The organism is Truepera radiovictrix DSM 17093 (genome assembly GCF_000092425.1).
Lineage (GTDB): Bacteria > Deinococcota > Deinococci > Deinococcales > Trueperaceae > Truepera > Truepera radiovictrix.
The window spans coordinates 786,984-811,064 of the sequence record NC_014221.1 but is presented as its reverse complement, the minus strand read 5'-3'; the positions used below and the strand labels follow the sequence as shown (position 1 = coordinate 811,064).

Below are 24,081 nucleotides of genomic sequence, written 5' to 3'. Positions count from 1 at the left end.
AGAACCCACCGGCGCAGTTACCAGGTTCAGAGGAGGTTAACGATGACTAAAGGACGCCTGATCGCCTACCTGCTCATCGCGGTCGGCGTGCTTTCGCTGCTGTCGCGAGCCGGGGAGGCGAACTGGCTCTGGATGGGCAGCGTCGCCGCCGCCTTTATCGCCGCGTACGCCAGCCGCAAAAACTACGGCTTTCTGGTCGCCGGCGCTGTCCTCGCGGGGGTCGCGGTCGGCATGCTCTTCCCGACCCAAGCGGGCAAGCTCTTAAGCCTCGCCGTCGGCTTTTTCGTTATCGACCGCGTCGAACCGCGCCCCAGCCGTTGGCCGCTCTACGTCGCCGGCATCTTGGCGGCGTTGGGGCTTTTCAGCACCTTTACCGCTTCGGGGCTTTTCGGTTCGACCGGCTTCGGTTTGCTGCTCGTCGCCGTCGGCAGCTACCTGCTCCTGCGCGACCGCGGGGCGCTCCCGAGAACGCGCACCACGGTCGTCGTGCCACCACCGAGCGCACCCACGCCAGACGCACCGAACGCCGCCCCCACCCAGGCCGCGCCGAGCACCCCCACCCAGGCCCACCCGGCCCCCCGCCGCCGAGCGCCCCACCGACGATGGGGGGCGAGAGCGACCCGACGACCGAAGCGCCGAGCGCAGAGCTCACGGCCGAACCTCGCGCGGCGACGCTCCCCCCCGAAGCGCGCGCGCGCCTAGAGCGCCTCGAGGCCTGGCGCCGCGAGACGGCTGCTGCCGAGGGCACCCCGGCGTACATCGTCTTGCGCAACGAGACCCTCGAGCAGCTCGCCGTGCACAACCCGCAGACGCTCGCCGAGCTCGGTGAGGTCAAAGGGATTGGGCCGGTCAAGCTCGAGCGCTACGGCGAGGCGCTCTTACGGGTGCTGCGTGGCGACACCCCTCAGCAGCGCTAAGGGGGTCGCCCCTTTCGCGTGAACGACGCCGATGCGATCTGGTCGCTGCTGATCGCGACCCTGCTGGGGCTACTCGTCGGGCTCGAGCGCGAGCGCAAACGCCAGGACAGGGGCTCGATCTTCGCGGGCATCCGCACCTTCCCGCTGATCGCGCTTTTCGGCGCGCTCAGCGCGCTTTTGCAACCGCTCGTTGGGGCCGCCGTCGTCCCCTTGGGGCTCCTCGCTTTGGGGACGCTGCTCGCGCTCTCCTACTGGCGCACCTCGCAGGGGGACAAGGTCGGCGGCACCACCGAAGTCGCCGCGCTCGTCACCTTCGGGCTCGGCGTCACAGCGGGGCTGGGGTTTTACGTCACGGCGCTGGCGGGCGCGGTGATCGCCACCGGCGTGCTGTCGCTGCGCACCGAGCTGCACGCCCTCGCGGGCCGCTTGACGAGCGAAGACCTCTACGCCGTCGTGCGCTTTGCGGCCGTCTCGTTGGTCGTCTTGCCGCTGGTACCCGACGCCGCCTACGGCCCTTGGGGGGTGCTCAACCCGCGCACCATCTGGCTCTTGGTGGTGCTCATTTCCGGTGTGTCGTTCGTCGGCTACGTCGCCACGCAGCTTTTCGGCACCCAGCGCGGCCTCCTCTTTAGCGGCGTGGTGGGCGGGCTCGCCTCCTCGACCGCCGTGACGCTCTCTTTTAGCGGCCGCAGCCGCGAGCTGCAGGCGCAAGCGGAGCCAGGCGACGGGGGCTCGGGCGCAACGCTGCTCGCGACCGGCGTGCTGCTCGCGACCAACATGACGCTCGTGCGGCTGCTCGTCTACCTGAGCGTCATCAAACCCGCGTTGGTTACAGCGGTGCTGCCGCCCTTCGCCGGCCTCTCCGCTGTCACGCTGCTCGGCGCGGGGCTGCTCTACCGGCGCGGCCGCTCGCAGACGGCGCAGCTACCGGCGCTCGAGAACCCCTTTCGGCTCCGCCCCGCCCTCACCTTCGCCCTGCTCTACGCCGCTGTGGCCCTCGCGGCGCGCGCCGCACAGGAGCTGCTTGGACCCGAAGGTCTCTACGCCGCAGGTGTCTTGGGCGGGCTGACGCAGCTCGACGCCATCACCCTCAGCGTGGCGCAGGGGCTCGGGGGCGAGGTCGACCGCGTGACCGCGACCCGGGCGCTCGCCCTGGCAACCGCGGCCAACAGCCTCTTCAAAGTGGCCATCGCCTTCTCGCGCGGTAGCCCCCCCTTCGCCCGCACCCTGTTTGGGGTACTTTTACCGGCCGCTGGCGCCTGCGTCGGGCTGGCGTGGTGGGAACCGCACCTGCAAGACTAAGCCCCTACACGTTACACGTAGGCGCCCCAGGGTCTTGGGCCGTGGGGTGCTACGGGGTGTACTGGGGTCACCCGTTTCCGCCTCGTATGTGGGCGCTGCAGCGGGTAAAGTATAAGAAGCATGAACTCCCTGGAGGCACTATGGAACAAACCATTCACCGCGGCCTAGACGGCGTTCTCATCGACACCAGCAAGATCTGCAGCATCGACGGTCTCAAGGGTGAGCTGATCTACCGCGGTTACGACATCCGCGAACTCGCCGACAAAGCCTCCTTTGAAGAGGTCATCTATCTCCTGTGGAACGGCGAGCTACCCACCGAAGCGGAGCTCCACAGCTTTCAAGACGAGCTCAAACCGCACTTCGCCGTTCCAGAGGAGGTGTTAGGAGTCCTCCGCCTGTTCCCACCCGACGCCTCCCCGATGCACGCGCTGCGCACGGCCGTCTCCGCCCTCGCCGCAGCCGACAAAGACCGCGACGGCGTCGACCTCGCCAACGTGCGCCGCATCGGCCTCAAACTCACCGCCCAGGCGGCCACCCTCACCGCCGCGCTGCAGCGGCTGCGCGAGGGCAAAGATCCCGTCGACCCCCACCCAGAACTTGGCGTCGCCGCGAACTTTCTCTACATGCTCTCCGGCGAAGAACCCACCGAGGCCGCCGTTCGGGTCATGGACGTCGCTCTGGTGCTCCACGCCGAGCACGGCTCGAACGCCTCGACGTTCGTCGCGCGCGCCACCGCCTCGACGCTGACCGACGTCTATAGCGCGATCACTGCCGCCATCGGGTCGCTCAAGGGCCCCTTGCACGGCGGCGCCAACACGGCTGTCATGCAGATGCTCGAGCAGATCAACGGCGTCGAGGACGTCGAGCGCTTTGTGCTCGACAAGCTCAGCCAGGAAAAAGCGCGCATCCCCGGTTTCGGGCACCGCGTCTACCGCGTGTTGGATCCGCGCGCGGCCATCTTAGAGGGCGTCGCCGAAAAGCTCGCCGCGGAGTCGGGTGACGCCAAGTGGTTCGAGATGAGCCAGGAGATGGAGCGCGTGATGGACCGCGAGATGGAGCGCCGCGGCAAACAGGTCAAACCCAACGTCGACTTCTTTAGCGCCTCGGTCTACCGGATGCTCGGCTTCCCCGCCGACATGTACACCCCCATCTTCGCCGTCGCGCGCGTACCGGGGTGGATGGCGCACCTCTTAGAGCAGTACGCCGACAACCGCCTGATGCGGCCCAAACTCAAGTACGAAGGCCCCAGGGGCAAGACCTTCGTGCCGCTCAGCGAACGCTAAGCCGCTTGGGGGTATGGCGACGCCGTACCCCGCCCCTTTGTTACGGCGGGCGGCGCAGGCCGGGTGACCTGCTCTGAACACGACCATCCGAACGCCTTGCGCCCCCTCTTCACCGGAGGCGTTACCCCTTCGTCACAGGATACTGAAGCTCCATCACCCCGTCTTGGCTGTAGTCCTCAGGTGGTTGCAGATAGAGTTCGCGGGAAGGGCTGCACACCCGGTAGCCTCTGGCTTCAAGCCACCGGCCGAGATCGGCGTGAAGCTGTCCAATGACCTCAAAGGCGTTGAAGCTACCCTTGTAGACGGCGCTCGCCATCCTCGCGGCGGGCAGCTCCCTGACGCGCACACGGCCATACTGTTGGGGCCCTCTTTGCGGCTCGAGGAACACCGCCATCTCGACGTCTACCCCTTCGGCGCCGTCGTGATAAAGGGCGAGCGTGGTCGGTGTAGCGGCGAGCGCGTTCGCTTCGACCGCCCCGAAGACCTCCTCTAGGAGCGCTAGGCACCGCTCGCGCATCCTCTCGGGCTCGAGCACGGTCTCCCGCGCCGAAGCGATCCAGACGGGCGCAACGGTTTTCAGCACGACCTCATGTTCGGGCATCTTTCCCTCCCTTTGAATTTGATAAAGGCGCGCAGAGACCTCTCTCAGGCGCGTCCTCGCTTCCTCGACCTGCTGCTCCAACGCCGCCTGCCGCAGGCGCAGCATGCCCTGAAGGTCGTCGGAGCTCAGCGCCTCCTCTAAAAGTTTGGCGACCTGCTCGAGGCTAAACCCCAACGCCTTAAGCACCAAGATGCGGTTAAGGCGTGGGAGCTGCTCGAACGAGTAGAAGCGGTAACCCGTCGCCGGGTCCACATAGGCGGGCTTAAAGAGCCCGATGTCGTCATAGTGATGGAGGGTTTTGACCGAGACGCGCGTGAGTTTAGCGAAGTCGCCTATCTTAAACACCGACACCTCCTCTGCTATAAGCGCTCACAGGGCTAGCATGACGCCTCCGGTAGCCGGAGGGTCAAGACGGGAGGCGCTTTGATTAAGACTTGAAAATAACGTGCGGCAGCAAGCTCGAAGCTTGCTGCCGCACCCAACCGTGCGATTCGTCTAGGCTCTAGGTGACACCCTAGCTAAGAACACGGGGGCCTTTAGGGTCCCCTCGCTCGCCTATCCCCACGTCACCTCGCCATAGGTGTCCTCCCGCCCCGGCGAGGTCGAGAACATCACCACGGGCACCCCGGTAAACTGCTCGATGCGCTCGAGGTACGCCGAAACCTCCTTGGGCAAAGCGTCACGCGTCCCGAGCCCTTTGAGCTCACCCCAACCCGGCAGTTCGTCGTACACCGGCTTGCCGTCATCGTACGCGGTGCAGACCTTGACCGTCTCCAACCCCGAGAGCACGTCGAGCTTGGTGACGATGAGGCCGTCGAAGCCGTTGATCTCACACGCGTACCGCAGCTGCACGAGGTCGAGCCAACCGACCCGGCGTGCGCGCCCCGTGGTGGTGCCGAACTCGTCCCACTGGTTCTCGCCAGTACCGCGCAGACGTGCCGCCATCGGCCCCTCTACTTCGGTCATGAAAGGGCCGTGTCCGACGCGGCTGGTAAACGCCTTGACGACCCCGTAGACCTGATCTAAAGCCCGGTGGCTGACCCCAGCGCCCACCAGGATACCGCCAACCGTCGGATGGCTGCTCGTGACGTAGGGGTAGGTGCCGTAGGCGAGGTCGAGCATGGTGCCCTGGCCCCCTTCGAAGAGCACCCGTTTGCCGTTGGCGAGCGCTTCGCGCACCAGGTGTCCCGCGTCGCCGATAAAGGGCAGGACAAACGCGCGCACGGGGGCGAGCTCCTCCATGGCCGCGTCCACGCTCGTCCAACCGACGCGCGCCGTCGAGTTCGGTTTGGCGCTCAAGAGGCGTTCTAGGCGCTCGCGCAAGACGCGCTCGTCGATCAGGTCGCCAAAGCGCACCCCGATGCGCCGCGCCTTGTCCGAGTAGCAGGGCCCGATACCGCGCCCCGTGGTGCCGACGAAACCGCCCCCCTCGTCGTTTTTCTTGTGATGGGGCAGTACGAGGTGCGCCTCTTCGGAGATCACCACCTGCCCCGGGTTGCGACGCTCGGCAAAACGCTCGAACTCCTCGCGAAAAGCCCAAGGATCGATCACCATCCCGCCCCCCAGCACCGAGGTGGGGTGGTCGTGGAGCACGCCGCAGGGCAGGTGGTGGAGCTTAAACACGTCGCCCGCAACGACGACCGTGTGTCCGGCGTTCGCCCCCCCCGAATAGCGCACGACGAAGTCGGCGTCGTGGGCGAGCGCGTCCACCACCTTACCCTTACCCTCGTCACCCCACTGCGCCCCGATGATCGCAACTCCTGGCATGCTACCTCCAAGGGCCAAGTATGACACACCCATCTTGCGATCACACCAGGAGCTGCGCCTCGGCAACGCCGCTTGCGGGCAGCGTCTTAGTCGTGGACGCGCCCCCGACACCTACGTGCCCACGCCCCTACATGTGGTATCTCTACGTTACGGCAGTTGCGGCGTGGTCGTTGTAAAGGCTTCTCACCTGCCCCTTGAGTCTACGTCCGCGGCGTGAACCGAACGCGTCAGCGATGGAAGGGGATCTCATCGTGGCCAAACTCTCGGTAGGCGAGCTTATCGAAGCGCTCGCCGCACTTGACGAAGAGGAGCAGTTAGAGCTCTGCGACGCGCTGGTCGACGACCCGCGGCTGCGCGACCTGCTAGAGACCATCGACGACTACCTCTACCTCGAGGGGGACGAAGAACCGCCGCCCAACCTGCACGTCGAACGCGAGCTCAACTAAGGGCGGCTCTAACGTCGCGCGCTGTGACCCTTTCTGCAGCGTGCGCGCGCTGCTCTGGTAGCGTAAGCGCCGTGGCCGCTACCCCGCACTTCCGCTGCGCTGCAGCCGTTGCCTCAAGGCTGCGCGCTGGGGAGAGCCAAAGACCTATGGTATGCTTTTGCGCTGCGTCGCTGCGCCACCGAAGCGCCCACGCGCGGGCTGTCTGGCGCATCCAAATTCAGCTCTTCCCCTCGAGGTAGTCGTGCCCAAACCTACGAAGTTTCCAAACGTCACCGTCGTCAAAAGGCCCCAACAGGCACCCAAAAAGGGACTAACGCACCGCACCCTCGTCGGTTTTTTCTGGTCGTTTTCGGGCACCGGGGCACAAGCCGCGCTGCAGTTTCTGGTTCTGGGGATCCTCTCGAGGCTGATTACACCCGAAGAGTTCGGTTTGCTAAACATCGCCAACATCATTACCGTTTTTGCCGGTCTCTTTTCGCAAATTGGCATCGGCCCCGCCTTAATCCAACGCAGCACCCTCACTGAAGACCACATCCGCTCCGGCTACACCCTAACGCTCTTGCTCAGCGCCCTTTTCACAGGCGTTGCTTGGTTGCTGGCACCGACCTTCGCCAGCGTCTTTCGCGAGATTGATCAGCACATGCTTGCTTCGGTGATGCGTGGGCTCTCTTTCCTCTTCATCATCAACGGTGTTGGCTTGGTGGCACGCTCTTTAAACCATCGCAACCTCAACTTCCGCATCAAAGCGCGTTTTGGTGTCACCTCTTATATCGTCGGCTTTGGCATCGTAGGTGTTGCACTAGCTTTTTTGGGTTTTGGTACTTGGGCGCTTGTATGGGCGTCGCTTACACAATCAGCGGTATCCAGTTTGCTTTTTCTGCGCGCGACGCCTCACGCCAAAAGCTTTCAGCTCAAGTGGTCTGCTCTTTCAGGTTTACTCCGCTTCGGCGGTGGCTTTACGCTTGGACAAGTTTTTAACCGCATCGCCAACACCTCTGACAACCTCATCGTAGGTGCAACCATGGGCGCTAGCGCTACTGGTCTTTACGGTCGTGCCTTTCAGCTTATGGTGCTCCCTTCAACCTATTTTGGACAGGTTCTCGACACCGTACTCTTCACCTCTATGGCTAAAGTCCAAGACAGACCGCACACCCTTGGCGCGGTCTATCGTAGAGGGGTAGTTGCTATCGCTCTCATCGTGCTGCCGCTTAGCGCCTTTATGTTCGTCATGGCTCCCGAGATCATACGAGTTCTTTTCGGAAGGCAGTGGGATGCCGTTGTCCCCCCCTTTCGCATTTTTGCCGCCACGATGCTCTTTCGCACCTCCTACAAAATGGGAGACGCTCTTAGCAGAGCGGCAGGTGCCGTGTTTCGGCGTGCACTGCGGCAGTTCATCTTTTCCGTTATGGTGGTTTTGGGTGCCTGGTTTGGGCACTACGGAGGTATCACCGGGGTTGCAACAGGTGTCAGCATCGCCATCGCCTTTAACTTTTTTTCAATGGCGCAGCTTTCTTTGCAGCTTACCAAGATGACCTGGCTCGAGCTCGCCCGTATTCATCTGCCAGCCCTTCTGGTAAGCGGTATCGTCCTCGCCGAAGCTTGGGTCCTCGCAGCTATCTTACGCCCCTTTGTCCTTCCAGAGCTCATTACCTTGCTAGCGGCAGCAGGAGCGGTGGGGGCTACATATTGTGCGTTGTTATGGTTGTCTCCGACGCTCTTTTTGGGAAGAGACGGAATGTGGATTATACAGACACTAAGTGGCTATCTGCCTTACAATCTCAGGCGTCGTTTTAGCTTTCAAGCGAGATAACGCTTGTCTGAGCTTGAACTGTCATGAGAAACGAAGAGTAAAGGAGAACATGTCTATCAAGCTTGGCGCGTTAGCTTTTTCCGCCCTCTGGCTTTTCGTCTTCTCTCTGCCGTGGGAACGCTCGATCGCCGTTCCAGTCGTCGGTTCCATAGGGAGCCTTTTTGGCCTTGTTGCGTTCGCCATGGGCTTCTTATCGCTATTTTCGAAGCAAGGGCTGCGTTTGCGGGTCCCTTCGCTCCTAGTTCTTACCGCTGCCGCTTTCACGCTTTGGTCCTTTCTTTCGTACTTTTGGAGTATCGCACCTACCGCCTCGTTTAATCGCTCGCAAACCTACGCCCAACTCCTTTTAGTGACTTTTCTCGTCTGGCAACTCTGTCGCAACAACAAGCAACTTCGGGCCCTGCTGCAGGCCTATGTTTGGGGTGCCTATGTCTCATGCGCCTCCATCATGGCTTCTTTTATTTTGGGGCTTTCGTTTGCTAATTCAGGCCGCTACTCAGGTTTAAGCGGCGACAACCCCAACTGGATCGCTATTACTCTGGCTCTTGGCATACCTATCGCCTGGCATCTGGCGAGCATGTACAGAAACGCTTGGCTTTCCTGGATCAACTTTTTCTACCTACCAACCTCGCTTCTAGCGATCGGTCTCACGGCCTCTAGAGGGGGGTTTATCAACGCGCTTGTAGGCATGAGCCTCATCCTATTCTCCTTTCGTTCTCTTAGCTTAACGCGCAAAGCGTTCCTGCTTTTCCTCATCCCCATCGGCATCTACGGCGTCCTAAACACCGTCCCTCCTGAAAACCTTACACGCCTTTCTGAAGCGTCTGCTGAGATTAGTGAAGGTGACATGACCTCGCGGGGTGCGATCTGGGCTGCAGGCCTTCGCATCATCGCTGAGCGACCCTGGTTGGGTTACGGAATTGGTAGTTTCTCGACCGCAGTCGCTTCAGAACTAGGCTCTGCCATGAATGCCCATAATTCTTTCATTTCCATTATGGCAGAGTTAGGAGTAGTTGGTATAATGCTATTCGTCTTACTTTTTTTACTTTCCGTCCTACCTTTTTTCTTACCCAATACTTCAGATCGATGGTTTTATCTTGTTTTGTGGGCCAGCTTGATTACGGCTAACATACCTGCCGCTTGGGAGTACAACAAGATCACTTGGGTTTTGCTGTCCCTTATGACAACTCGTAAAGCGCTCGTTGTTGCTGTACCCCTACTTGCACCGTCGTCGACGCCAACGCAACCGCCGCAACCACTAACAGCATCCTCGCAGATTCATTGAAGATTACGCCAGACACTCGCCTGAGAGAGAAGAGGGATTAGCTTGTCCTTCTCACCATCGACCGACCCTCCATACATCACGCTATACCTGCCCAACCTGGACGGCGGCGGTGCCGAACGGATGATGGTAAACTTGGCCCACGGTTTCCTTGAATGTGGAGCCCGCGTTGACCTTGTTCTGGCAGCGGCTCGAGGTCCCTACCTTAATCAGGTTAAGCCAGACATCCGGATCATAGACCTAACTTCGCCAGGCGTGTTCGCCAGCTTACCCAAGCTCGTGCGTTACTTGCACAGACAACGGCCCGACGCGCTTCTCACAACCTTGAATCATGCAAGCGTCGTCGCACTCCTTGCACGGCGCCTTGCCGGCGTACCAACGCGCGTTATAAACCGCGAATCGAATATGCTCTTTCCCGGAACCGTGCATTCGCTTAAGCGCAAGATCCTGCGTGAAGCTGTACGCCGTACCTACCCTTGGGCCGACGCGCACATTGCTGTATCACAAGGAGTCGCCGAAGATCTCCAACGCTTCGTGCCGCTCCCTTCAGAGCGCGTCTTCACCATCTACAATCCCGTAGTCACCGACACGCTCCAGGAAAAAGCGCGCGCGCCACTCGAGCACCCTTGGTTTAACGAGGGAGAACCCCCTGTCATCTTGGGTGTAGGACGCCTCGCTCCACAGAAAGACTTCCCTACCCTCATCCGCGCGTTCGCCGAGATGCGCCGCAAACGCCCAGTGCGCCTCGTCATCCTTGGTGAGGGTGGGGAGCGAGGGGCGTTGGAGGCGCTTGTAACGGAGTTGGGGATTGCAGCGGATGTCGACCTCCCCGGCTTCGTCGACAACCCTTTCGCTTACATGGCACGCGCACACCTTTTCGTCCTCTCCTCGAGGTTTGAAGGACTTCCGGGAGTCCTCATCCAAGCGATGGCCTGCGGTTGTCCGGTCGTTGCAACGGACTGTCCAAGCGGACCTTCTGAGGTGCTCGCAGGTGGCCAGTACGGTCCCTTAGTGCCCGTGGGTGACGCTGCGGCGCTTGCAGAGGCAATGACCAAAACCCTCGCTGCCCCACCCCCACGAGAAAAGTTACAGGGCAGGGCAGCTGACTTCTCTGAGCAGGCAACGGTGCCGCGTTACCTCGAGGTGCTCCTCCCGCCGCATCGCCTCGCCGCTCTGCGCCACCGACAAGCGCCAGAACACCCTCCTACAGATAGCGCGCGTGTCGAGACGGTGAACCGGTGAAACTCCTCTACGTCACCGCCTCCTTACCCTACGGCACGACCGAGGTCTTCGCCGTACCCGAACTGCAGGAGCTCACGCGGCGCGGGCACGAGGTGCGGCTCGCGCCGATGTCGCGCTACGCCGCCACCCCGCCCAGCGACGCCCTCCCGTTCGTACCGCACACGCTCTATGCGCCCCTCGTCTCAGCGGCCTCGTTCGGGGGTGGTGCCGCCCAGTTCGTCCGCCGACCGGGCCGCGCAGTCGGGGTGCTGCGCCGCGTCCTCGAGGGCCAAAAGCGCGACGTCGTCGAGAAAAACCTCGCCGTCTTCCCCAGAGCGCTCTGGCTGGCACGGGTCGCGCGCGCTTGGGGAGCTGAACACATCCACGGCTACTGGGCGTCGGTCGCTGCTACAGCCGCGATGATCGCCGGCGAGGTGAGCGGCATCCCCTGGAGCTTTACCGCGCACCGCTGGGACATCGTGCAACCGAACGCCCTCCCGGCAAAGCTCGAGAGCGCCCACTTCGCGCGCTTTATCTCGCAAGACGGGTTTGAACGCGCGCGCCCCGTGGCAGGCTCTCTGCTTGACGAAAAAGGCGTTGTGATCCGTATGGGCGTCCCCTTAGACGCTGCGGCGGTAGAGCCGACGCCACTCCCCGAGGGCACGCACCTGCGCGTGGTCTGCACGGCGACGCTCATCCCGCGTAAAGGGCACCGCTACTTGCTGGCAGCGCTCGCCGAACTTAAAAGGCGGGACCTGTGCGTAACGCTCACCCTAGCCGGTGGGGGCGAGCTGCGCGAGGAGCTCGAGGCGCAGGTCCGCGAGCTAGGGCTGAGCGACCGCGTCACCTTTCTCGGCAACGTCGACCACGCCGAACTGTTGCGCCTCTACGCGAGCGGCGCCTTCGACGCCTTTGTGCTCCCTAGCCTCCACGAGGGGATCTCGGTCGCCGTGATGGAGGCGATGTCGCACGCGCTGCCGGTGATCGCCACCGACGTGGGCGGCACCAAAGAGCTCCTCACCGAAGGAGCGGGCCTACTGGTGCCCGCCGAAGACGTCTCCGCACTCGTCGAGGCCCTCCTCGAGCTCATCTCCCACCCCGAACGGCGCGCACGCCTCGCGCAAACGGGGCGTGCTCGGGTCTTCGAGCTGCACGACGTGCGCCGCATCGTCGACGCCTTGGAGGCGCGTTTTTCCGAACCTCTCGTCGCGCCCTCGGCGCAGCAGGAAACGGTACCGCTATGAAAATCACCTATATCCACCAGTACTTTCACACCCCCGCCGTACCGGGGAGCATCCGCTCGTATGAGATGGCGCGGCGCTTCGTCGCGTGGGGCCACGAGGTCGACCTCATCACCTCGGACCGCAACCCCCAGCCGGGCCAGACGGGGTGGCGCACGACCGACGAGGCGGGCATCCGCGTCCACTGGTTGCCCGTCCCCTACTCGAACAGCTTGAGCGCTCCCGAGCGCATCCGCGCGTTTTTCAAATTCGCCATCGGTGCGGCGCGCAAAGCCGCCGAGCTAGACGCCGACCTCGTCTTTGCCACCAGCACCCCGCTCACCATCGCGCTGCCGGCCGTGTACGCCGCGCGGCGCAAGGGTGTGCCGATGGTCTTCGAGGTCCGCGACCTCTGGCCGGAGCTGCCGATCGCCATCGGGGCGCTTAGGGGCGGACTGTCTATCGCCTCGGCGCAGTGGCTCGAGCGCTTCGCCTACCGCAACGCCGCGCGCGTCGTCGCCCTCTCGCCGGGGATGAAAGCGGGCGTGGTGCGCACCGGCTACCCGGAAGAGCGCGTTCACGTCATCCCCAACAGCGCCGACATCGAGCTCTTCAACGTCCCCGCCGAAGCGGGCGCCGCCTTCCGGGCGCGGCACGCTTGGCTGGGCGACCGGCCCTTGGTGGTCTACGTCGGTACCATGGGCGAGATCAACGGCGTTTCGTACCTCGCCGAACTCGCCGCCAAGGTGCGCCCCGAAGCGCCCGAGGTGCGTTTTCTGGTGGTCGGCGGCGGGCGTGAGGAGGAGAAGGTGCGCGCGCGCGCCCGCGAGCTCGGCGTCTTGGGCGATAACTTCCACATGCTCCCCAAGGTGCCCAAAGCCGAGGTACCCGGCATCCTCTCGGCGGCCACGTTTGCCACTTCGCTCTTCATCGACCTCAAAGAGATGTGGCACAACTCGGCCAACAAGTTCTTCGACGGCCTCGCCTCGGGCACGCCGATGCTGATCAACTACGGGGGGTGGCAAGCCGAGATGTTACAGGAGACCGGCGCGGGGCTCGTGCTCCCCCCCAACGACCTCGACGAGGCCAAGACCCGCCTCTTGAGGGCGCTCGCGGACGGGGCGTGGCTCGAGCGGGCGGGCAAGCGCGCCTTTGAGCTCGCCGAAACGCGCTTTTCCCGCGACCTCTTGGCGCGCGACCTCATGGGGGTGCTCGAGCGCGCCCACGCCGAGCACCGACCTTGACCCAAACCCCGTGGACCCCAGGCGGTCCACTGCGGCCACCTGGCCACCGAAGGAGACCCATGTCCAGCGACCCCGAAGCCACCAAAGACCTCGCCGCCGAACTCATCGCCCTCGCCGAACGCGCCGGGGTGGCCATCATGGAGGTCTACGAGCGCACCGACTTCGGTACGACGACCAAAGCCGACGACTCCCCCCTCACCCAAGCCGACCTCGCCTCGCACCGCCTCATCGTCGAGGGGCTTAAGGCGCTCACCCCCGAGGTGCCGGTGCTCTCCGAGGAGTCCAAAACCGTACCGTTTGCAGCGCGGCGCCAGTGGCCACGCTTCTGGCTCGTCGACCCCTTAGACGGTACAAAAGAGTTCATCAAGCGTAACGGCGAGTTTACCGTCAACATCGCGCTCATCGAGGGGGGCGCGCCGGTTCTCGGCGTCGTGCACGCCCCCGCGCTGGCGCTCACCTACTGGGCGGCGGCGGGCGTCGGCGCGTTTAAAGGACCAGGGCAGCAGAACCCCCTGACGGCGGCGCGTTTCCAGGGGGGCACCCTCAACCTCGTCGCCAGCCGCTCGCACGCGGGCGCCGAAACCGAGGCCCTCGTCGCCGCCTTGCGCGAAGATCTCGAGGTCGCGCTCGTGTCGATCGGCTCGTCGTTAAAGCTCTGCTTGGTCGCTGACGGCCAGGCCCACCTCTACCCGCGCTTTGGTCCGACGATGGAGTGGGACACGGCCGCCGCCCAGTGCGTCGTCGAGGCGGCTGGCGGCTTTGTGCGCGCCGCGCGCGGCGAGCGGCTGCGTTACAACAAGGAGAACCTGCGCAACCCCTACTTTATCGCCGCAGCGGATGAGGCGCTCTTCGAGCGCGTACGCAGCGCGCTGCAACCGAGCGCCCTGTAAGCGGGCGCGCTGTCAGCAAGCGCCCCTGGTCGGCCGGCGAGCGTTGTGCGCCCGCTGAGCGCTCCCTGGGGCGCGGCCTGTATACTCGTACGTTAGGAGTTCTTATGGCTGATTCCACCCACCTCATCCCCCCCCACGGCGGCACCCTGGTCGACCGCTTCGTGCGCGGTGAGGCGCGCGAACACGCCCGAGAGCGCGCCCGCGACCTGCCGCGCGTCACGCTCTCGGAGCGCTCGCTCGCCGACCTCGAGTGCCTCGCGACCGGCATCTACAGCCCCCTAAGCGGCTTCGTCAGCGAGGCGGACTACACGAGCATCGTCCGCGACATGCGCCTCGCCGACGGTACGGTGTGGAGCATCCCCATCACCCTGCAGGTGCGCGAGGAAGCGGCGGCGCACCTTCGCGTCGGCAGCGAACTCGCGCTCGCGGGGCCTAGCGGCGAGGTGCTCGCCGTGATGGAGCTTACCGACCTCTACCGCCCCGATCAGATCGAGGAGGTGAGGCGGGTCTACCGCACGGACGACCCCAAACACCCCGGCGTCGCGGCGGTGATGGAAGCGGGTAACGTCTACTTAGGTGGCCCGATCTCGGTCATCGCGGAGCTGCCCAAAGGGGAATTTGACCACTACAAGTGGACCCCGGCCGAGACGCGCGCCGCCTTCGCCGAACGGGGGTGGGAGACGGTGGTCGCGTTTCAGACGCGCAACCCCATCCACCGCGCGCACGAGTACATCACCAAGACGGCTTTGGAGAGCGTCGACGGCCTCTTTATCAATCCCTTGGTCGGTACCACGAAGTCCGACGATGTCCCCGCGAGCGTGCGGATGCAGTGCTACGAAGTGCTCATCGACAAGTACTACAACAAGGAGAAGGTGTTTCTGGGCGTCTACCCTGCCGCGATGCGCTACGGCGGCCCGCGCGAGGCGATCTTGCACGCCATTTCACGCCAGAACTACGGCTGCACCCACCTGATCGTCGGCCGCGACCACGCCGGCGTCGGCGACTACTACGGCACCTACGACGCGCAGCGGATCTTCGACGAGCTGCCCGAGGGGGGCCTCGAGATCACCCCCATGAAGTTCGAGCACGCCTTTTTCTGCAAACGCACGCAGCAGATGGCGACCCCCAAGACGACGTCGAGCTCCCCCGAAGAGCGCGTTCACCTCTCCGGGACAAAGGTGCGCGCGCTGCTCGCGAGCGGTCAGCTGCCCCCACCCGAGTTTTCCCGGCCGGAGGTCGCCGAGATCCTCGTCCGCGCTTACCGCGCCCAAGCCGAAGCGCAGAGCGCTCGCGACCTGCGCGAGCAGCCCGCTTAAGGACCCCCGATGAGCCAAACCCAAGCACCGGCGCCCAGAGCGACCAACATCACCTGGCACGTCCAGAGCGTCGACAAGGCGGGGCGCGCCGCGCTCAAGCACCAAAAACCCTGCATCCTCTGGTTTACCGGGCTCTCCGGTGCGGGCAAGTCGACGGTCGCCAACGCCCTCGAGGGCGCGCTACACAGCCGCGGCTACCACACCTACTTGCTCGACGGCGACAACGTCCGGCACGGGCTCAACAAGAACTTGGGCTTTAGCGCCGAGGACCGCGAGGAGAACATCCGCCGCATCGGCGAAGTGGCCAAGCTCTTCGTCGACGCCGGTATCATCGTGCTGACCGCGTTTATCTCCCCCTACCGGCGCGACCGCGAGATGGTTCGTGGCATCGTCGAGGAGGGCGAGTTTATCGAGGTGTTCGTCAGTACGCCCCTGGAGGTGTGCGAGGCGCGCGACCCCAAGGGGCTCTACAAAAAGGCTCGAGCGGGCCAGATTCGGGGCTTTACCGGTATCGACGACCCTTACGAGCCGCCCGAAAACCCCGAGATCACCCTACCGACCGACCGCAAGAGCGTCGAGGAGAGCGTCGCGCAGATCTTGGGTGAGCTCGAGGCGCGCGGGTACCTCAAGCGTTCGTAGGGCCGCCGCTAGGCGCGTCGTCACCCTGAACCCCACATGGCCCCCACATAAGACCGCGTTGGGATCGGTGAGGGGGCTAACCACGGGTTAGCCGCCAGACGCAGCGAGGCGATGAGCGAGGCGACGCCTCGCTCTTTTGTCCTCCCCGGGTCGGTGCGGCGCTAGCGACCCCAGACGCGGTCGCCGGCGCCATCGACGCGGTGGACAAAAGCGTCGCGGTAGCCGCCCTCATCCCCAGTGGTGACGCCGACGACGTACACCTCCCCCTCACCGCGAGCGGCGACCCCCGTGGCGTAGTCGTCCTGATCCGCGCCGAAGGTCCGCTGCCACGCGCGTTCGCCCGCGGGCGTGTACTTGACGAGCAGCGCGTCGGTGATGGTCGGACGGAAGGGGTTGTCGGTCGCTCTAGCGACGCCGCTCGCGACGAAGACGTTCCCCACGGCGTCCGCTGCGACCGAGAGCGCCGTCGCGGGGTTCCAACCGAAACTCCCGAGGCAGCCGTCTTCGACCCAGTGGTTGTCGGTGACGTCTCGGGTCCAACGCGCCGCGCCGTCGGGGCCGAGGTGATAGAGGCGCACATAGGCCCGCTCCTCGTAGCGCGTCGCCCCCTCGCAGCTCGGCCGTGACGTGGCGTGGTAGACGTGCTTGCCCACCACGTAGAGCCCCCCTGCGGTTCCCGCGGCGATCTTGCGCCCATAAGGGCCCTCGCCTTCGCTGCTGAAGACCCGCTTCTGCCAGAGCGGTTCGCCGTTGCTCGTGTACTTCGCCACCACCCCATCCTCGCGGATGACCGCGACGTCACCGGCGGTCGTCACGGTCACGCCGGTCGGTACGGCGAACCCCGAACGCTCCCACACGACGCCGCCGGAGGGCGTCAGCTTGATGAGGTGCCCCTCCCCGCCTGCAGCGACGAAGACGTTCCCCGCCCCATCCACGGCGAGCCCCGTGACGGGGTCCGTGCGGCGCTGCCACAGCCGCTCCCCGCGCCGGCTGACTTTGGTCAGGTACACGCGTTCGAAGTCGGGTTTTACGGGGTGCCCCTGATAGGCGGCAGCCCACGCGACGTAGGCGCTGCCCTCACCGTCGGCGGCGACCGCGAGCGCGTCGGGGTAGAAGGCGTACCCCTCGGTGCCCGCCTCGGGCTCCATCAACAGCTCCCACTGCAGCCTCCCCTCACGCGTGTAGCGGCGCAGAAAGACGCGGTCGTCGATCGGCCAGGTGTCGAAGCGTTCGCTGTTGCCGACGACGTAGACGTCCCCTTCGCCCGCTAGCGCGACGCCGACGGCGGTGTCGTCGCCGCTCGAGCCGAACTGCGGCTCCGAAGGGGGTTTGGGTTCAGCCGGAACCGGCGGCGCGGAGCCGCACGCGGTAAGCAAGACGAGCAGAACGAGCCAGACGCGAGCGCAGAGCATAAGACCTCTTCCTGGTACGCGCGCGGGAGGGGGTAGGGGTAGGGGGGGAGGGAGCGCGACCGATGGCCTCACTATAAAAAGCCCCTCGCTCGGCCGCCTTTAACATTACTTCATTAAAGTTGTTTCATACGCTTTTAACCCACGACCCCCACAGGGGCGAGGTAGCCGTGTCGGCACCCATCGGCGCGGGTCTAGCCGAGCCCGCGCTCCCTGGCCCACACCACCGCCTCGGCGCGCGAGCGGACGCCGAGCTTCTGGTAGATGCTCGCGACGTAGTTGCGCACCGTCTGCGGGGCGAGCCCGAGCTCTTGGCTGATGGCGCTGTTGCTAAGACCCTTGGCGATGCGCCCCAGGACCTGCTGCTCACGCGGGGTGAGCGCCTCGGTGCCGCTCAGCGCGACGCTCCCCGAGCGCAGCTGCGCGAGCTTCTCCATGACTTGGCGGCTAAACCAGGCGGTGTCCGACATGACCTCCTGAATCGCCTCCATCAGCTCCTCTTCGGAGCGCTTGCGGGCGCTGATGTCGATAAAGATGTCGAGCCGACACATCTCCCCCTCGAGCTCGATCAGCTCGTTTGCCGCCATGACGCTCAGGCGCCCCCCCGCTTTCGTCCGCACCTCGGTTTCGTGCAGCGGCACCGGACTCCCGCGGTGCAGGAGATCGGCGGCGTAATCGCGCCCCGGCGCGTCGTCGTAGAGACCGACCTCGGCGAGGGTGCGCCCGACGACCTCATCGCGTTCGTAACCCGTAGCGCTTAAGAAGCTGGCGTTGACGTCCAAAAAGCGCTCGTCGGCGAGGCGGATGATCACCGTCGGTGCGGGGCTCGCGTGAAACGCCTTGGAAAAACGCGCCTCGGAGCGGCGCAGCGCCTCGGTGCGCTCCGCCACCCGCTGCTCGAGCTCGTTCTTAGCGCGGCGCAGCGCCTCGTCTTGCTCGAGGCGGCGGGTCTCGTCGTGCATGATCTTGGCGAACCCGACGATCGCCTTTCCGTCCGGGCCCTCTCGAGAGAGGGCGATGAGCACACCGTTGGCGAAAAAGCGGCTGCCGTCGCGGCGCAGGTGCCAACGGTTGTCCTCGGCGCGCCCCATCTCGCGGGCGGTGGCGATTTCGCGTTCGGGGACCCCCAGGGCGCGGTCTTCGGGGGTAAAGATCATGGCGCCGCTCTCGCCGAGCGCCTCCTCCTCACGGTAGCCGAGCAGGTGCTCCGCCCCGATGTTCCACGAGTCGATCCGGCCCGTTTGGTCCATCGTGAAAACCGCGTAGTCCTTGAGGTTCTCAACCACCAAGCGGTAGCGCTCGCTGTCGCTGACCCCACCCCCTTGCACCTGCCCGTTGTCGACGTCTCTACTCATCGCGTATCGGCTCGCCTTCGCCGCCTTGGCAAGACACCCTCCGCCCTGATCGTGGCCCTGCTCCGAAGCGTTTCCGCGAAGCACCCAAACTCAACGGTAAACCAAAGCGCCCCTGCGCAAACGCGGCAGAGGCTGCTATTGGCCCTGGCAGGGGTCGCGGCGCCCCTACGGTTACAACTACGGTTGCAGCACCACCTTGACGCAGCCGTCGTGCTTGTCGCGAAACATCTTGTAGCCCGCGGGGGCGTCATCGAGCGCGAGGCGGTGGGTGATCACGAACGAGGGGTCGATGGCGCCCTCTTCGATGCGCGCTAGCAGCGGTTTCAAGTAGCGGTGGACGTGCGTCTGCCCCATTTTGAAGGTCAGCCCCTTGTTAAACGCCGCCCCCATCGGCAGTTTGTCGATAAACCCGCCGAACACCCCGGCGACCGACACGACCCCACCCTTGCGGCACGCGAGGATCGCTTCGCGCAGCGCGTGGGGGCGCCCCGTCTCGACCTTGAGCTCCTGCTTAAGGCGGTCGTAGACGCCCGCAGCGCCCATGCCGTGCGCCTCCATCCCGACCGCTTCGATGCACACGTCCGGGCCGCGCCCGCCGGTGAGGGCGGTGAGCGCGTCGCGCGAGCTGACCTCCTCGTAGTTGATCACCTCGGCGCCCCCCTGCTTGGCCATCTCCAGGCGCTCGGGAACGCGGTCGATGGCGATCACCCGCTCCGCGCCCAGCATCAGAGCGCTCCTGATGGCGAACTGGCCGACCGGTCCGCACCCCCACACGGCGACCGTCTCCCCGCCGCTGATACCGGCGACCTCGGCGGCTTGGTAGCCGGTCGGGAAGATGTCGGTCAAGAAGAGCACTTGATCGTCGCTTACACTTTCAGGCACCTTGAAAGGGCCGACGTCGGCAAACGGCACCCGCACGTACTCGGCTTGTCCCCCCGCATACCCCCCCATGAGGTGCGAATAGCCGAAGATCCCGGCGGGCGCGTGGCCGAAAAGCGCCTCAGCTAAGCGAGCGTTGGGGTTCGAGTTGTCGCAGAGCGACCAGAGGTCATTCTGACAGAAGTAGCACCCCCCGCACGCAATGGGAAAGGGCACCACGACGCGGTCGCCGACGGCGAGGTTGTCGACCCCAGAGCCGACCTCGACGACCTCCCCCATAAACTCGTGGCCCAAGATGTCGCCCTTGCGCATGGTGGGGATGTAGGCGTCGTAAAGGTGCAGGTCGGAGCCGCAGATGGCGGTTCGGGTCACCTTGACGATGGCGTCGCGCGGGTTGAGGAGCTCAGGGTCGGGGACCCGCTCGACCCGCACGTCGCCGCGGCCGTACCAACAGAGTGCTTTCATGGCGTCCTCTCCAATGCCCGCCTAGGCGCGGCCCGAGGGTTGGCCCTCGGTGGTCGCGACTTCACCCGTCTCCATGCGCTGTTTAAAACGCCTCAAGTCCTCGCGGAGCTGCATCTCCGGCTCCTCGCCGAAGAGCTTGGCGAGCGCCGCGCCCACCTTGCCAGCCGGCGGCTCGTAGGCTAGCACCACCTTGAGGTCGGTGCCGCGAGCTCCGGGGAGCGCCGTAAAGCTCACCGACCCCGCGTTCTTGACGTCAGCGCCCGCTAGCGAGCGCCACGCGATGATCTGCCCCGGAAGGTCCTGGGTGATCTCGGCCTCCCACGAGACGCTCTGACCCAAGGGGGCTTTGGCGGTCCAGCGCGAGCGCCCCTCGGTCAGCTCGCTGACCGACTCGAGGTGCCGCATGATCTGCGGCAAGCCCTCTAGGTTGCGCCACACGCGGTAGAGCTCCTCCGGCGAACGGTTGATGGTGACGTGCTGTTCGATACGGATGCGCCGGTCGTTGGGGGTCCGCGAGCGGGCGCGCGCACCCAACGCGACCGCGACGCCCAGCCCCACGAGGGCGGCACCGGCGACGAGCAGCGTCACCTTTCCGCCCTGGTCGCGGCGGTTTCGGTCGCGATCACCTGCCCCGTGGTCACCCGCTAGGGTGGGGGCGTCGGGGTGATCGGGAGCGGGTCCCATCAGCGCAGCACCTCGCCCTTCTTGGGGTTATCAGCCCCCTGCTCGAGCTGCGCGTGCACCTGTGGCACGGGCGGCGCGAGCTGCGGCTCCCCCCCCTGCGGTTCGGCGCGGCGCTGGCTGAACTGCCCCTTACCGTCGAGCGACGCCCCTTGCGTCCAGCGCCCCTCGGTCTGCGGGCCGTCTATGTGGGTGGACAAAAAGGCGTAGTTCACCTCGCCGTTCTCCTGCGCCTGCGGGAACGAGTTGGGGATCGGCAGCGCGCCGGTGTGCCCACCCAACTCCTCTAAAACCGCGAGCCACTGCTGCTGGTGCATGGTGTCGCGGGCGATCAGAAACGCCAGCATGTCCTTCATCCCGGGGTCGTCGGTAAACTCGTAGAGCCGCGTCGCCAGCGCTCGCCCGGTCGCCTCGGCCATGACGTTAGCGTACATGTCGGCCGCTAAGTTGCCGCTCGAGACGACCCAAGCCCCGGTAAACGGCACGCCGTTGGCGTCCGCCGGCAGAGCGCCCAACCCCCCCGAGAGGTAGTGGCGCGGATCCATCCCGCCCAGAACGGCCGCCACGAGCGGGTTCTCCTTGGCGGCCTGCTCTTGCAACGCGGGGGGCGCACCCTCGAGGTTAAGAGCCACCGCGGTTGCCAGCATCTCGATGTGGGCGAGCTCTTCGGTACCGGTTTCAAGGAGCATGTCGCGGTACTTTTTGGGGCCGCGCGCGTTCCACGCTTGAAAGAGGTACTGCATAGCGACCCGGATCTCCCCCTCCTGGCCGCCTATTGCCTGCTGCAACATCCGCGCGAACACGGGGTTGGGCGTATCCACCCGCACGCTGTACTGAAGCTTGCCGTCGTGGTAAAACATGTTCTCTCCTCAAGCGCCTTTTTGGCGTCTTCGCTGGGGCTGCCGGGCGCGCTACAACCGCGCGCCGTGCGTCGGCTGGTAGGGCGTGCGCTCGCGTATTAGGGTGCAGAGACGACGCTAGGTGGCGGCGCCGCTGAGGTTTAAAAGCGCTACGCGTCCTCTTCCTCCCCCTCGGCCTGGTCGGGGGTCGCCTGGGACGCGGTCTCCTCTGCAGGTTGCTCCGCGCCCGCGGGCGCGTCCTCCGGGTCGTCCCCCTCGGCCTGTCCCGGGGTGCGACCAGGGCGACCGTCCTGGTCGGTGGCCCATAGGGACCACGGCTCGGTCGTTGCTAGCGGGTGTGGGGTGGCGTTCATCCTGACCTCCTCGACGCCTCACTGACGCCTCCTGTGACGTCGGCTCCGATGCGTCGGCAACGGCGTTGGTCGATGTCAGCAGCGCATGCGTGATGTGTCGCAAGCCGTGCGACGAGTAGGGCGTGAAAAAAAGGGTGGCACCTCTAGCGCGGTGCCACCGGTTGCTCTTTCGGGGCGCTTAAGCCGCCTGCTGGTTGATCGCCGTTTCGGCGAGCTGAGAGAGCTTCTCGTCGGTCGCTTTTTCCTCCTCGAGCGTCTCTTGCAGGAGCTTAAACGCTTCGTCGTGGCCGAGCTGCTTGGCGTAGGCCACGACCGTCCCGTAACCCGCCATCTCGTAGTGCTCGACGCGCTGCAGCGCCGCGATGATGCCGGCGTCGAGCACCTTCGGGTCGGCTTCCTCCTCCAGGAGCTCCTGCGCCTCCGCGACGAGACCCTTGGCCGCCTGGCAGGTCTTGCCCTTGAGGCTCCCCACACCGCAGAGTTCGGCCACCTTTTCAAGGCGCTCGAGCTGCTTTTTCGTCTCGTCGACGTGCTGCATGATGCCCGCTTTGAGCTCGCTGCTCGAGGCGGCCTCGGCGAGCTTGGGCTGCGCCTGCGCAAACTGCCCCTCGGCGCTGTAGAGGTCCTGAAGCTGTTCGACGAAGAGGTCTTGGAGCGAGTTTAGACTCATGTTCCCCCCAAAGGTGGCGCTCGGCGCGCCACGGTAGTGGCCTGCAGCGCTCTTAAGCTTGCAGGTTTCCACCGTTGTAGCACGCCCGGGTCGCGGGTAAAAGAAGCCAGCGTACCACTTCGCCTAGTACACCCGCGCCGCCCGCCCCCCGCGAGAATGCGCGCCGTCACCGCCCCCAAGGATGAGGTCCGTCGCAGACAGTAGCCCGAACTACACATCACCGACCCCAGCGGCGCGAGCTCGTGACGGGTGGGGTTAAGCCAGCACGGCTGAGCGGTACGCATGTACTACTTGCCCGCCTCGCAAGTCCAGCAGCCCCAAGCTAAGGGGCGGTAACGTGGACAAGGCAGCGGGGGCTCTTGGGGCCGCCCTGAGCCAGCTGCCCGACATAGCCGCCCAAGACCGACATAGCCGCCTAAGACAAGGTGCGCGCTGCCGCCGCCTGCTAGCCTGCTTTCGGGGAGGTGACACGTGAAGACAGTACTCGGCGCGCTCTCCCTCGCTGCGGGCGCGCTCTCGTTACGCCGCGCCCGCCGCAGCGGGAGCTTTCGGGGCAAGGTGGTGCTCATCACGGGGGGCTCGAGGGGGCTTGGGCTCCTGCTCGCCCGCCGCTTCGCGCGCGAGGGGGCGCGCCTGGCACTCCTCGCCCGCTCGGAGGCGACCTTGGAGCGCGCCGCTACGGAGCTGCGGCGCGCCCACGGGGCCGCCGTGCTGACGCTCCCCGCCGACGTCGGTGAGCGCGCGCAGGTCGAGCGGGCGGTCGCGGAGACCGTGCGCGCCTTTGGCCGGCTCGACGTGCTCGTCAACAACGCCGGCATCATCCAGGTAGGCCCCTACGCGCATATGGACACCGCCGACTTCGAGGCCGCCATGCGCACCCACTTCTGGGGGCCGCTCTACGCCACGCTCGCCGCGCTGCCGCACCTCAGGGGGCGGGGTGGCCGCATCGTCAACATCGCCTCTATCGGCGGCAAGGTCGCCGTCCCGCACCTCGCCCCTTACAGCGCCAGCAAGTTCGCCCTGGTCGGGCTTTCGGACGCGCTGCGGGCCGAGCTCGCGCGCGAAGGCGTGCGGGTGACCACGGTCTGCCCCTGGCTCACGCGCACCGGGTCGTACCGCAACGTGAGCGTCAAGGGGCAGCACGCGCTCGAGCTCACCTGGTTCGCGCTCAGCGACTCGCTGCCCTTGGTCTCGATGAGCGGCGAAAGGGCCGCCAGGTGCATCGTGGAGGCGACCCGGCGCGGCGCCCCGCGGCTCGTGCTCGCCCCTCACGGCAGAGCCGCCGTCGCCGCCGAGGCGCTCTTCCCGGGGTTCGTCGCCGCCGCGATGGCGACCGCCAACGGGTTGCTGCCGGATCCCGCCCCGGGGGGCGACGAGGCGAGGGTCGCCCACGAGGTGCCTTCGAGGCTCGCGCCGTCGCTGTTGACCCGGCTCTCCGAGCGCGCGGCGGCGCGCAACAACGAGCTGTAGG

General features: G+C 65.4%; 23 protein-coding genes. 14 read left to right on the top strand and 9 right to left on the bottom strand.

All coding sequences use genetic code 11. The features are described 5' to 3' along the window. The first annotated feature begins 42 nt into the window (after positions 1-42). The 4 genes from TRAD_RS03715 (at position 43) to TRAD_RS03700 (ending at position 3,502) form a co-directional block, all read left to right on the top strand. Positions 43-702, top strand: a complete 660-nt coding sequence (locus tag TRAD_RS03715) for a 6TM ABC transporter family protein (RefSeq protein WP_013177252.1) — start codon at positions 43-45, stop codon at positions 700-702. Further along, positions 603-917 carry an HRDC domain-containing protein gene (locus TRAD_RS03710; RefSeq protein ID WP_041947125.1) on the top strand — a complete coding sequence of 105 codons (315 nt, stop codon included), beginning with the start codon at positions 603-605 and terminating at the stop codon, positions 915-917. The genes TRAD_RS03715 and TRAD_RS03710 overlap by 100 nt, the downstream gene beginning before the upstream one ends. Before the next feature lie 18 nt (positions 918-935). Further along, positions 936-2,219: an MgtC/SapB family protein gene (locus TRAD_RS03705; protein ID WP_013177251.1), complete on the top strand. Its 1,284-nt coding sequence runs from the start codon at positions 936-938 to the stop codon at positions 2,217-2,219. Between the two features lie 140 nt (positions 2,220-2,359). After that, positions 2,360-3,502, top strand: coding sequence for a citrate/2-methylcitrate synthase (locus TRAD_RS03700; protein ID WP_013177250.1), 1,143 nt, complete (start codon positions 2,360-2,362; stop codon positions 3,500-3,502). A 121-nt stretch (positions 3,503-3,623) separates the two neighbouring features. On the opposite strand, the gene TRAD_RS03695 is transcribed toward TRAD_RS03700, so the two are convergent. Both TRAD_RS03695 and TRAD_RS03690 read right to left on the bottom strand, forming a co-directional pair. After that, positions 3,624-4,448, bottom strand: coding sequence for a MerR family transcriptional regulator (locus tag TRAD_RS03695; protein ID WP_013177249.1), 825 nt, complete (start codon positions 4,446-4,448; stop codon positions 3,624-3,626). Between the two features lie 210 nt (positions 4,449-4,658). Further along, positions 4,659-5,870, bottom strand: coding sequence for an adenylosuccinate synthase (locus tag TRAD_RS03690; RefSeq protein WP_013177248.1), 1,212 nt, complete (start codon positions 5,868-5,870; stop codon positions 4,659-4,661). 233 nt (positions 5,871-6,103) lie between these two features. Between TRAD_RS03690 and TRAD_RS03685 the strand changes: the two genes are divergently transcribed. The 9 genes from TRAD_RS03685 to cysC all read left to right on the top strand — a co-directional run bounded on the left by TRAD_RS03685 (position 6,104) and on the right by cysC (position 15,938). Continuing rightward, positions 6,104-6,316: a hypothetical protein gene (locus TRAD_RS03685; protein WP_013177247.1), complete on the top strand. Its 213-nt coding sequence runs from the start codon at positions 6,104-6,106 to the stop codon at positions 6,314-6,316. A 241-nt stretch (positions 6,317-6,557) separates the two neighbouring features. Continuing rightward, complete coding sequence (locus TRAD_RS03680; protein WP_013177246.1) at positions 6,558-8,126, top strand: lipopolysaccharide biosynthesis protein; 1,569 nt, start codon at positions 6,558-6,560, stop codon at positions 8,124-8,126. Between the two features lie 49 nt (positions 8,127-8,175). Continuing rightward, positions 8,176-9,411 carry an O-antigen ligase family protein gene (locus tag TRAD_RS15595; RefSeq protein WP_013177245.1) on the top strand — a complete coding sequence of 412 codons (1,236 nt, stop codon included), beginning with the start codon at positions 8,176-8,178 and terminating at the stop codon, positions 9,409-9,411. 120 nt (positions 9,412-9,531) lie between these two features. Then, entirely contained in the window at positions 9,532-10,650 is a 1,119-nt protein-coding gene (locus tag TRAD_RS16780) for a glycosyltransferase (protein WP_148221295.1), read from the top strand. Continuing rightward, positions 10,647-11,873, top strand: coding sequence for a glycosyltransferase (locus TRAD_RS03670; RefSeq protein ID WP_013177243.1), 1,227 nt, complete (start codon positions 10,647-10,649; stop codon positions 11,871-11,873). Before TRAD_RS16780 ends, TRAD_RS03670 begins: the two co-directional genes overlap by 4 nt. After that, positions 11,870-13,093 carry a glycosyltransferase family 4 protein gene (locus tag TRAD_RS03665; protein WP_013177242.1) on the top strand — a complete coding sequence of 408 codons (1,224 nt, stop codon included), beginning with the start codon at positions 11,870-11,872 and terminating at the stop codon, positions 13,091-13,093. The genes TRAD_RS03670 and TRAD_RS03665 overlap by 4 nt, the downstream gene beginning before the upstream one ends. 59 nt (positions 13,094-13,152) lie before the next feature. Further along, positions 13,153-13,983 (top strand): 3'(2'),5'-bisphosphate nucleotidase CysQ, encoded by an 831-nt coding sequence (gene cysQ, locus TRAD_RS03660; RefSeq protein WP_013177241.1) that lies wholly within the window; start codon positions 13,153-13,155, stop codon positions 13,981-13,983. A gap of 104 nt (positions 13,984-14,087) precedes the next feature. Further along, entirely contained in the window at positions 14,088-15,299 is a 1,212-nt protein-coding gene (gene sat, locus TRAD_RS03655) for a sulfate adenylyltransferase (protein ID WP_013177240.1), read from the top strand. Positions 15,300-15,308: 9 nt separating this feature from the next. Next, positions 15,309-15,938: an adenylyl-sulfate kinase gene (gene cysC / locus TRAD_RS03650; RefSeq protein ID WP_013177239.1), complete on the top strand. Its 630-nt coding sequence runs from the start codon at positions 15,309-15,311 to the stop codon at positions 15,936-15,938. Between the two features lie 161 nt (positions 15,939-16,099). Here the strand turns inward: cysC and TRAD_RS03645 are convergent, their stop codons facing one another. The 7 genes from TRAD_RS03645 to TRAD_RS03615 form a co-directional block, all read right to left on the bottom strand. Next, entirely contained in the window at positions 16,100-17,350 is a 1,251-nt protein-coding gene (locus tag TRAD_RS03645; protein ID WP_013177238.1) for an NHL repeat-containing protein, read from the bottom strand. A 191-nt stretch (positions 17,351-17,541) separates the two neighbouring features. Then, entirely contained in the window at positions 17,542-18,702 is a 1,161-nt protein-coding gene (locus tag TRAD_RS15045; protein ID WP_013177237.1) for a helix-turn-helix transcriptional regulator, read from the bottom strand. A gap of 177 nt (positions 18,703-18,879) precedes the next feature. Next, positions 18,880-20,046, bottom strand: coding sequence for a zinc-dependent alcohol dehydrogenase (locus tag TRAD_RS03635; protein ID WP_013177236.1), 1,167 nt, complete (start codon positions 20,044-20,046; stop codon positions 18,880-18,882). A gap of 21 nt (positions 20,047-20,067) precedes the next feature. Beyond that, the gene (locus TRAD_RS03630) at positions 20,068-20,634 is read right to left on the bottom strand and encodes an SRPBCC family protein (protein WP_221401647.1); all 567 of its coding nucleotides are present in this window, start codon (positions 20,632-20,634) and stop codon (positions 20,068-20,070) included. A 95-nt stretch (positions 20,635-20,729) separates the two neighbouring features. Beyond that, positions 20,730-21,587, bottom strand: a complete 858-nt coding sequence (locus tag TRAD_RS03625; protein WP_013177234.1) for a manganese catalase — start codon at positions 21,585-21,587, stop codon at positions 20,730-20,732. A 149-nt stretch (positions 21,588-21,736) separates the two neighbouring features. Then, on the bottom strand, positions 21,737-21,940 hold the full coding sequence (locus TRAD_RS03620; protein WP_013177233.1) for a hypothetical protein: 204 nt from the start codon (positions 21,938-21,940) through the stop codon (positions 21,737-21,739). Positions 21,941-22,118: 178 nt separating this feature from the next. Then, the gene (locus TRAD_RS03615) at positions 22,119-22,610 is read right to left on the bottom strand and encodes a YciE/YciF ferroxidase family protein (protein ID WP_013177232.1); all 492 of its coding nucleotides are present in this window, start codon (positions 22,608-22,610) and stop codon (positions 22,119-22,121) included. A 471-nt stretch (positions 22,611-23,081) separates the two neighbouring features. Here TRAD_RS03615 and TRAD_RS03610 point away from each other — a divergent pair, with 471 nt between their 5' ends. Then, positions 23,082-24,080: an SDR family oxidoreductase gene (locus TRAD_RS03610; RefSeq protein WP_013177231.1), complete on the top strand. Its 999-nt coding sequence runs from the start codon at positions 23,082-23,084 to the stop codon at positions 24,078-24,080. Position 24,081 lies beyond the last annotated feature (1 nt).

What these genes read in the sequence shown, in the direction of transcription:
- TRAD_RS03715 (WP_013177252.1), top strand. Translation starts at nt 43, where the DNA reads ATGACTAAAGGACGCCTGATCGCCTACCTGCTCATCGCGGTCGGCGTG.
- TRAD_RS03710 (WP_041947125.1), top strand. Translation starts at nt 603, where the DNA reads ATGGGGGGCGAGAGCGACCCGACGACCGAAGCGCCGAGCGCAGAGCTC.
- TRAD_RS03700 (WP_013177250.1), top strand. Translation starts at nt 2,360, where the DNA reads ATGGAACAAACCATTCACCGCGGCCTAGACGGCGTTCTCATCGACACC.
- TRAD_RS03690 (WP_013177248.1), bottom strand. Translation starts at nt 5,870, where the DNA reads ATGCCAGGAGTTGCGATCATCGGGGCGCAGTGGGGTGACGAGGGTAAG.
- TRAD_RS03685 (WP_013177247.1), top strand. Translation starts at nt 6,104, where the DNA reads ATGGAAGGGGATCTCATCGTGGCCAAACTCTCGGTAGGCGAGCTTATC.
- TRAD_RS15595 (WP_013177245.1), top strand. Translation starts at nt 8,176, where the DNA reads ATGTCTATCAAGCTTGGCGCGTTAGCTTTTTCCGCCCTCTGGCTTTTC.
- TRAD_RS16780 (WP_148221295.1), top strand. Translation starts at nt 9,532, where the DNA reads ATGATGGTAAACTTGGCCCACGGTTTCCTTGAATGTGGAGCCCGCGTT.
- TRAD_RS03665 (WP_013177242.1), top strand. Translation starts at nt 11,870, where the DNA reads ATGAAAATCACCTATATCCACCAGTACTTTCACACCCCCGCCGTACCG.
- cysQ (WP_013177241.1), top strand. Translation starts at nt 13,153, where the DNA reads ATGTCCAGCGACCCCGAAGCCACCAAAGACCTCGCCGCCGAACTCATC.
- sat (WP_013177240.1), top strand. Translation starts at nt 14,088, where the DNA reads ATGGCTGATTCCACCCACCTCATCCCCCCCCACGGCGGCACCCTGGTC.
- cysC (WP_013177239.1), top strand. Translation starts at nt 15,309, where the DNA reads ATGAGCCAAACCCAAGCACCGGCGCCCAGAGCGACCAACATCACCTGG.
- TRAD_RS03645 (WP_013177238.1), bottom strand. Translation starts at nt 17,350, where the DNA reads ATGCTCTGCGCTCGCGTCTGGCTCGTTCTGCTCGTCTTGCTTACCGCG.
- TRAD_RS15045 (WP_013177237.1), bottom strand. Translation starts at nt 18,702, where the DNA reads ATGAGTAGAGACGTCGACAACGGGCAGGTGCAAGGGGGTGGGGTCAGC.
- TRAD_RS03635 (WP_013177236.1), bottom strand. Translation starts at nt 20,046, where the DNA reads ATGAAAGCACTCTGTTGGTACGGCCGCGGCGACGTGCGGGTCGAGCGG.
- TRAD_RS03625 (WP_013177234.1), bottom strand. Translation starts at nt 21,587, where the DNA reads ATGTTTTACCACGACGGCAAGCTTCAGTACAGCGTGCGGGTGGATACG.
- TRAD_RS03620 (WP_013177233.1), bottom strand. Translation starts at nt 21,940, where the DNA reads ATGAACGCCACCCCACACCCGCTAGCAACGACCGAGCCGTGGTCCCTA.
- TRAD_RS03615 (WP_013177232.1), bottom strand. Translation starts at nt 22,610, where the DNA reads ATGAGTCTAAACTCGCTCCAAGACCTCTTCGTCGAACAGCTTCAGGAC.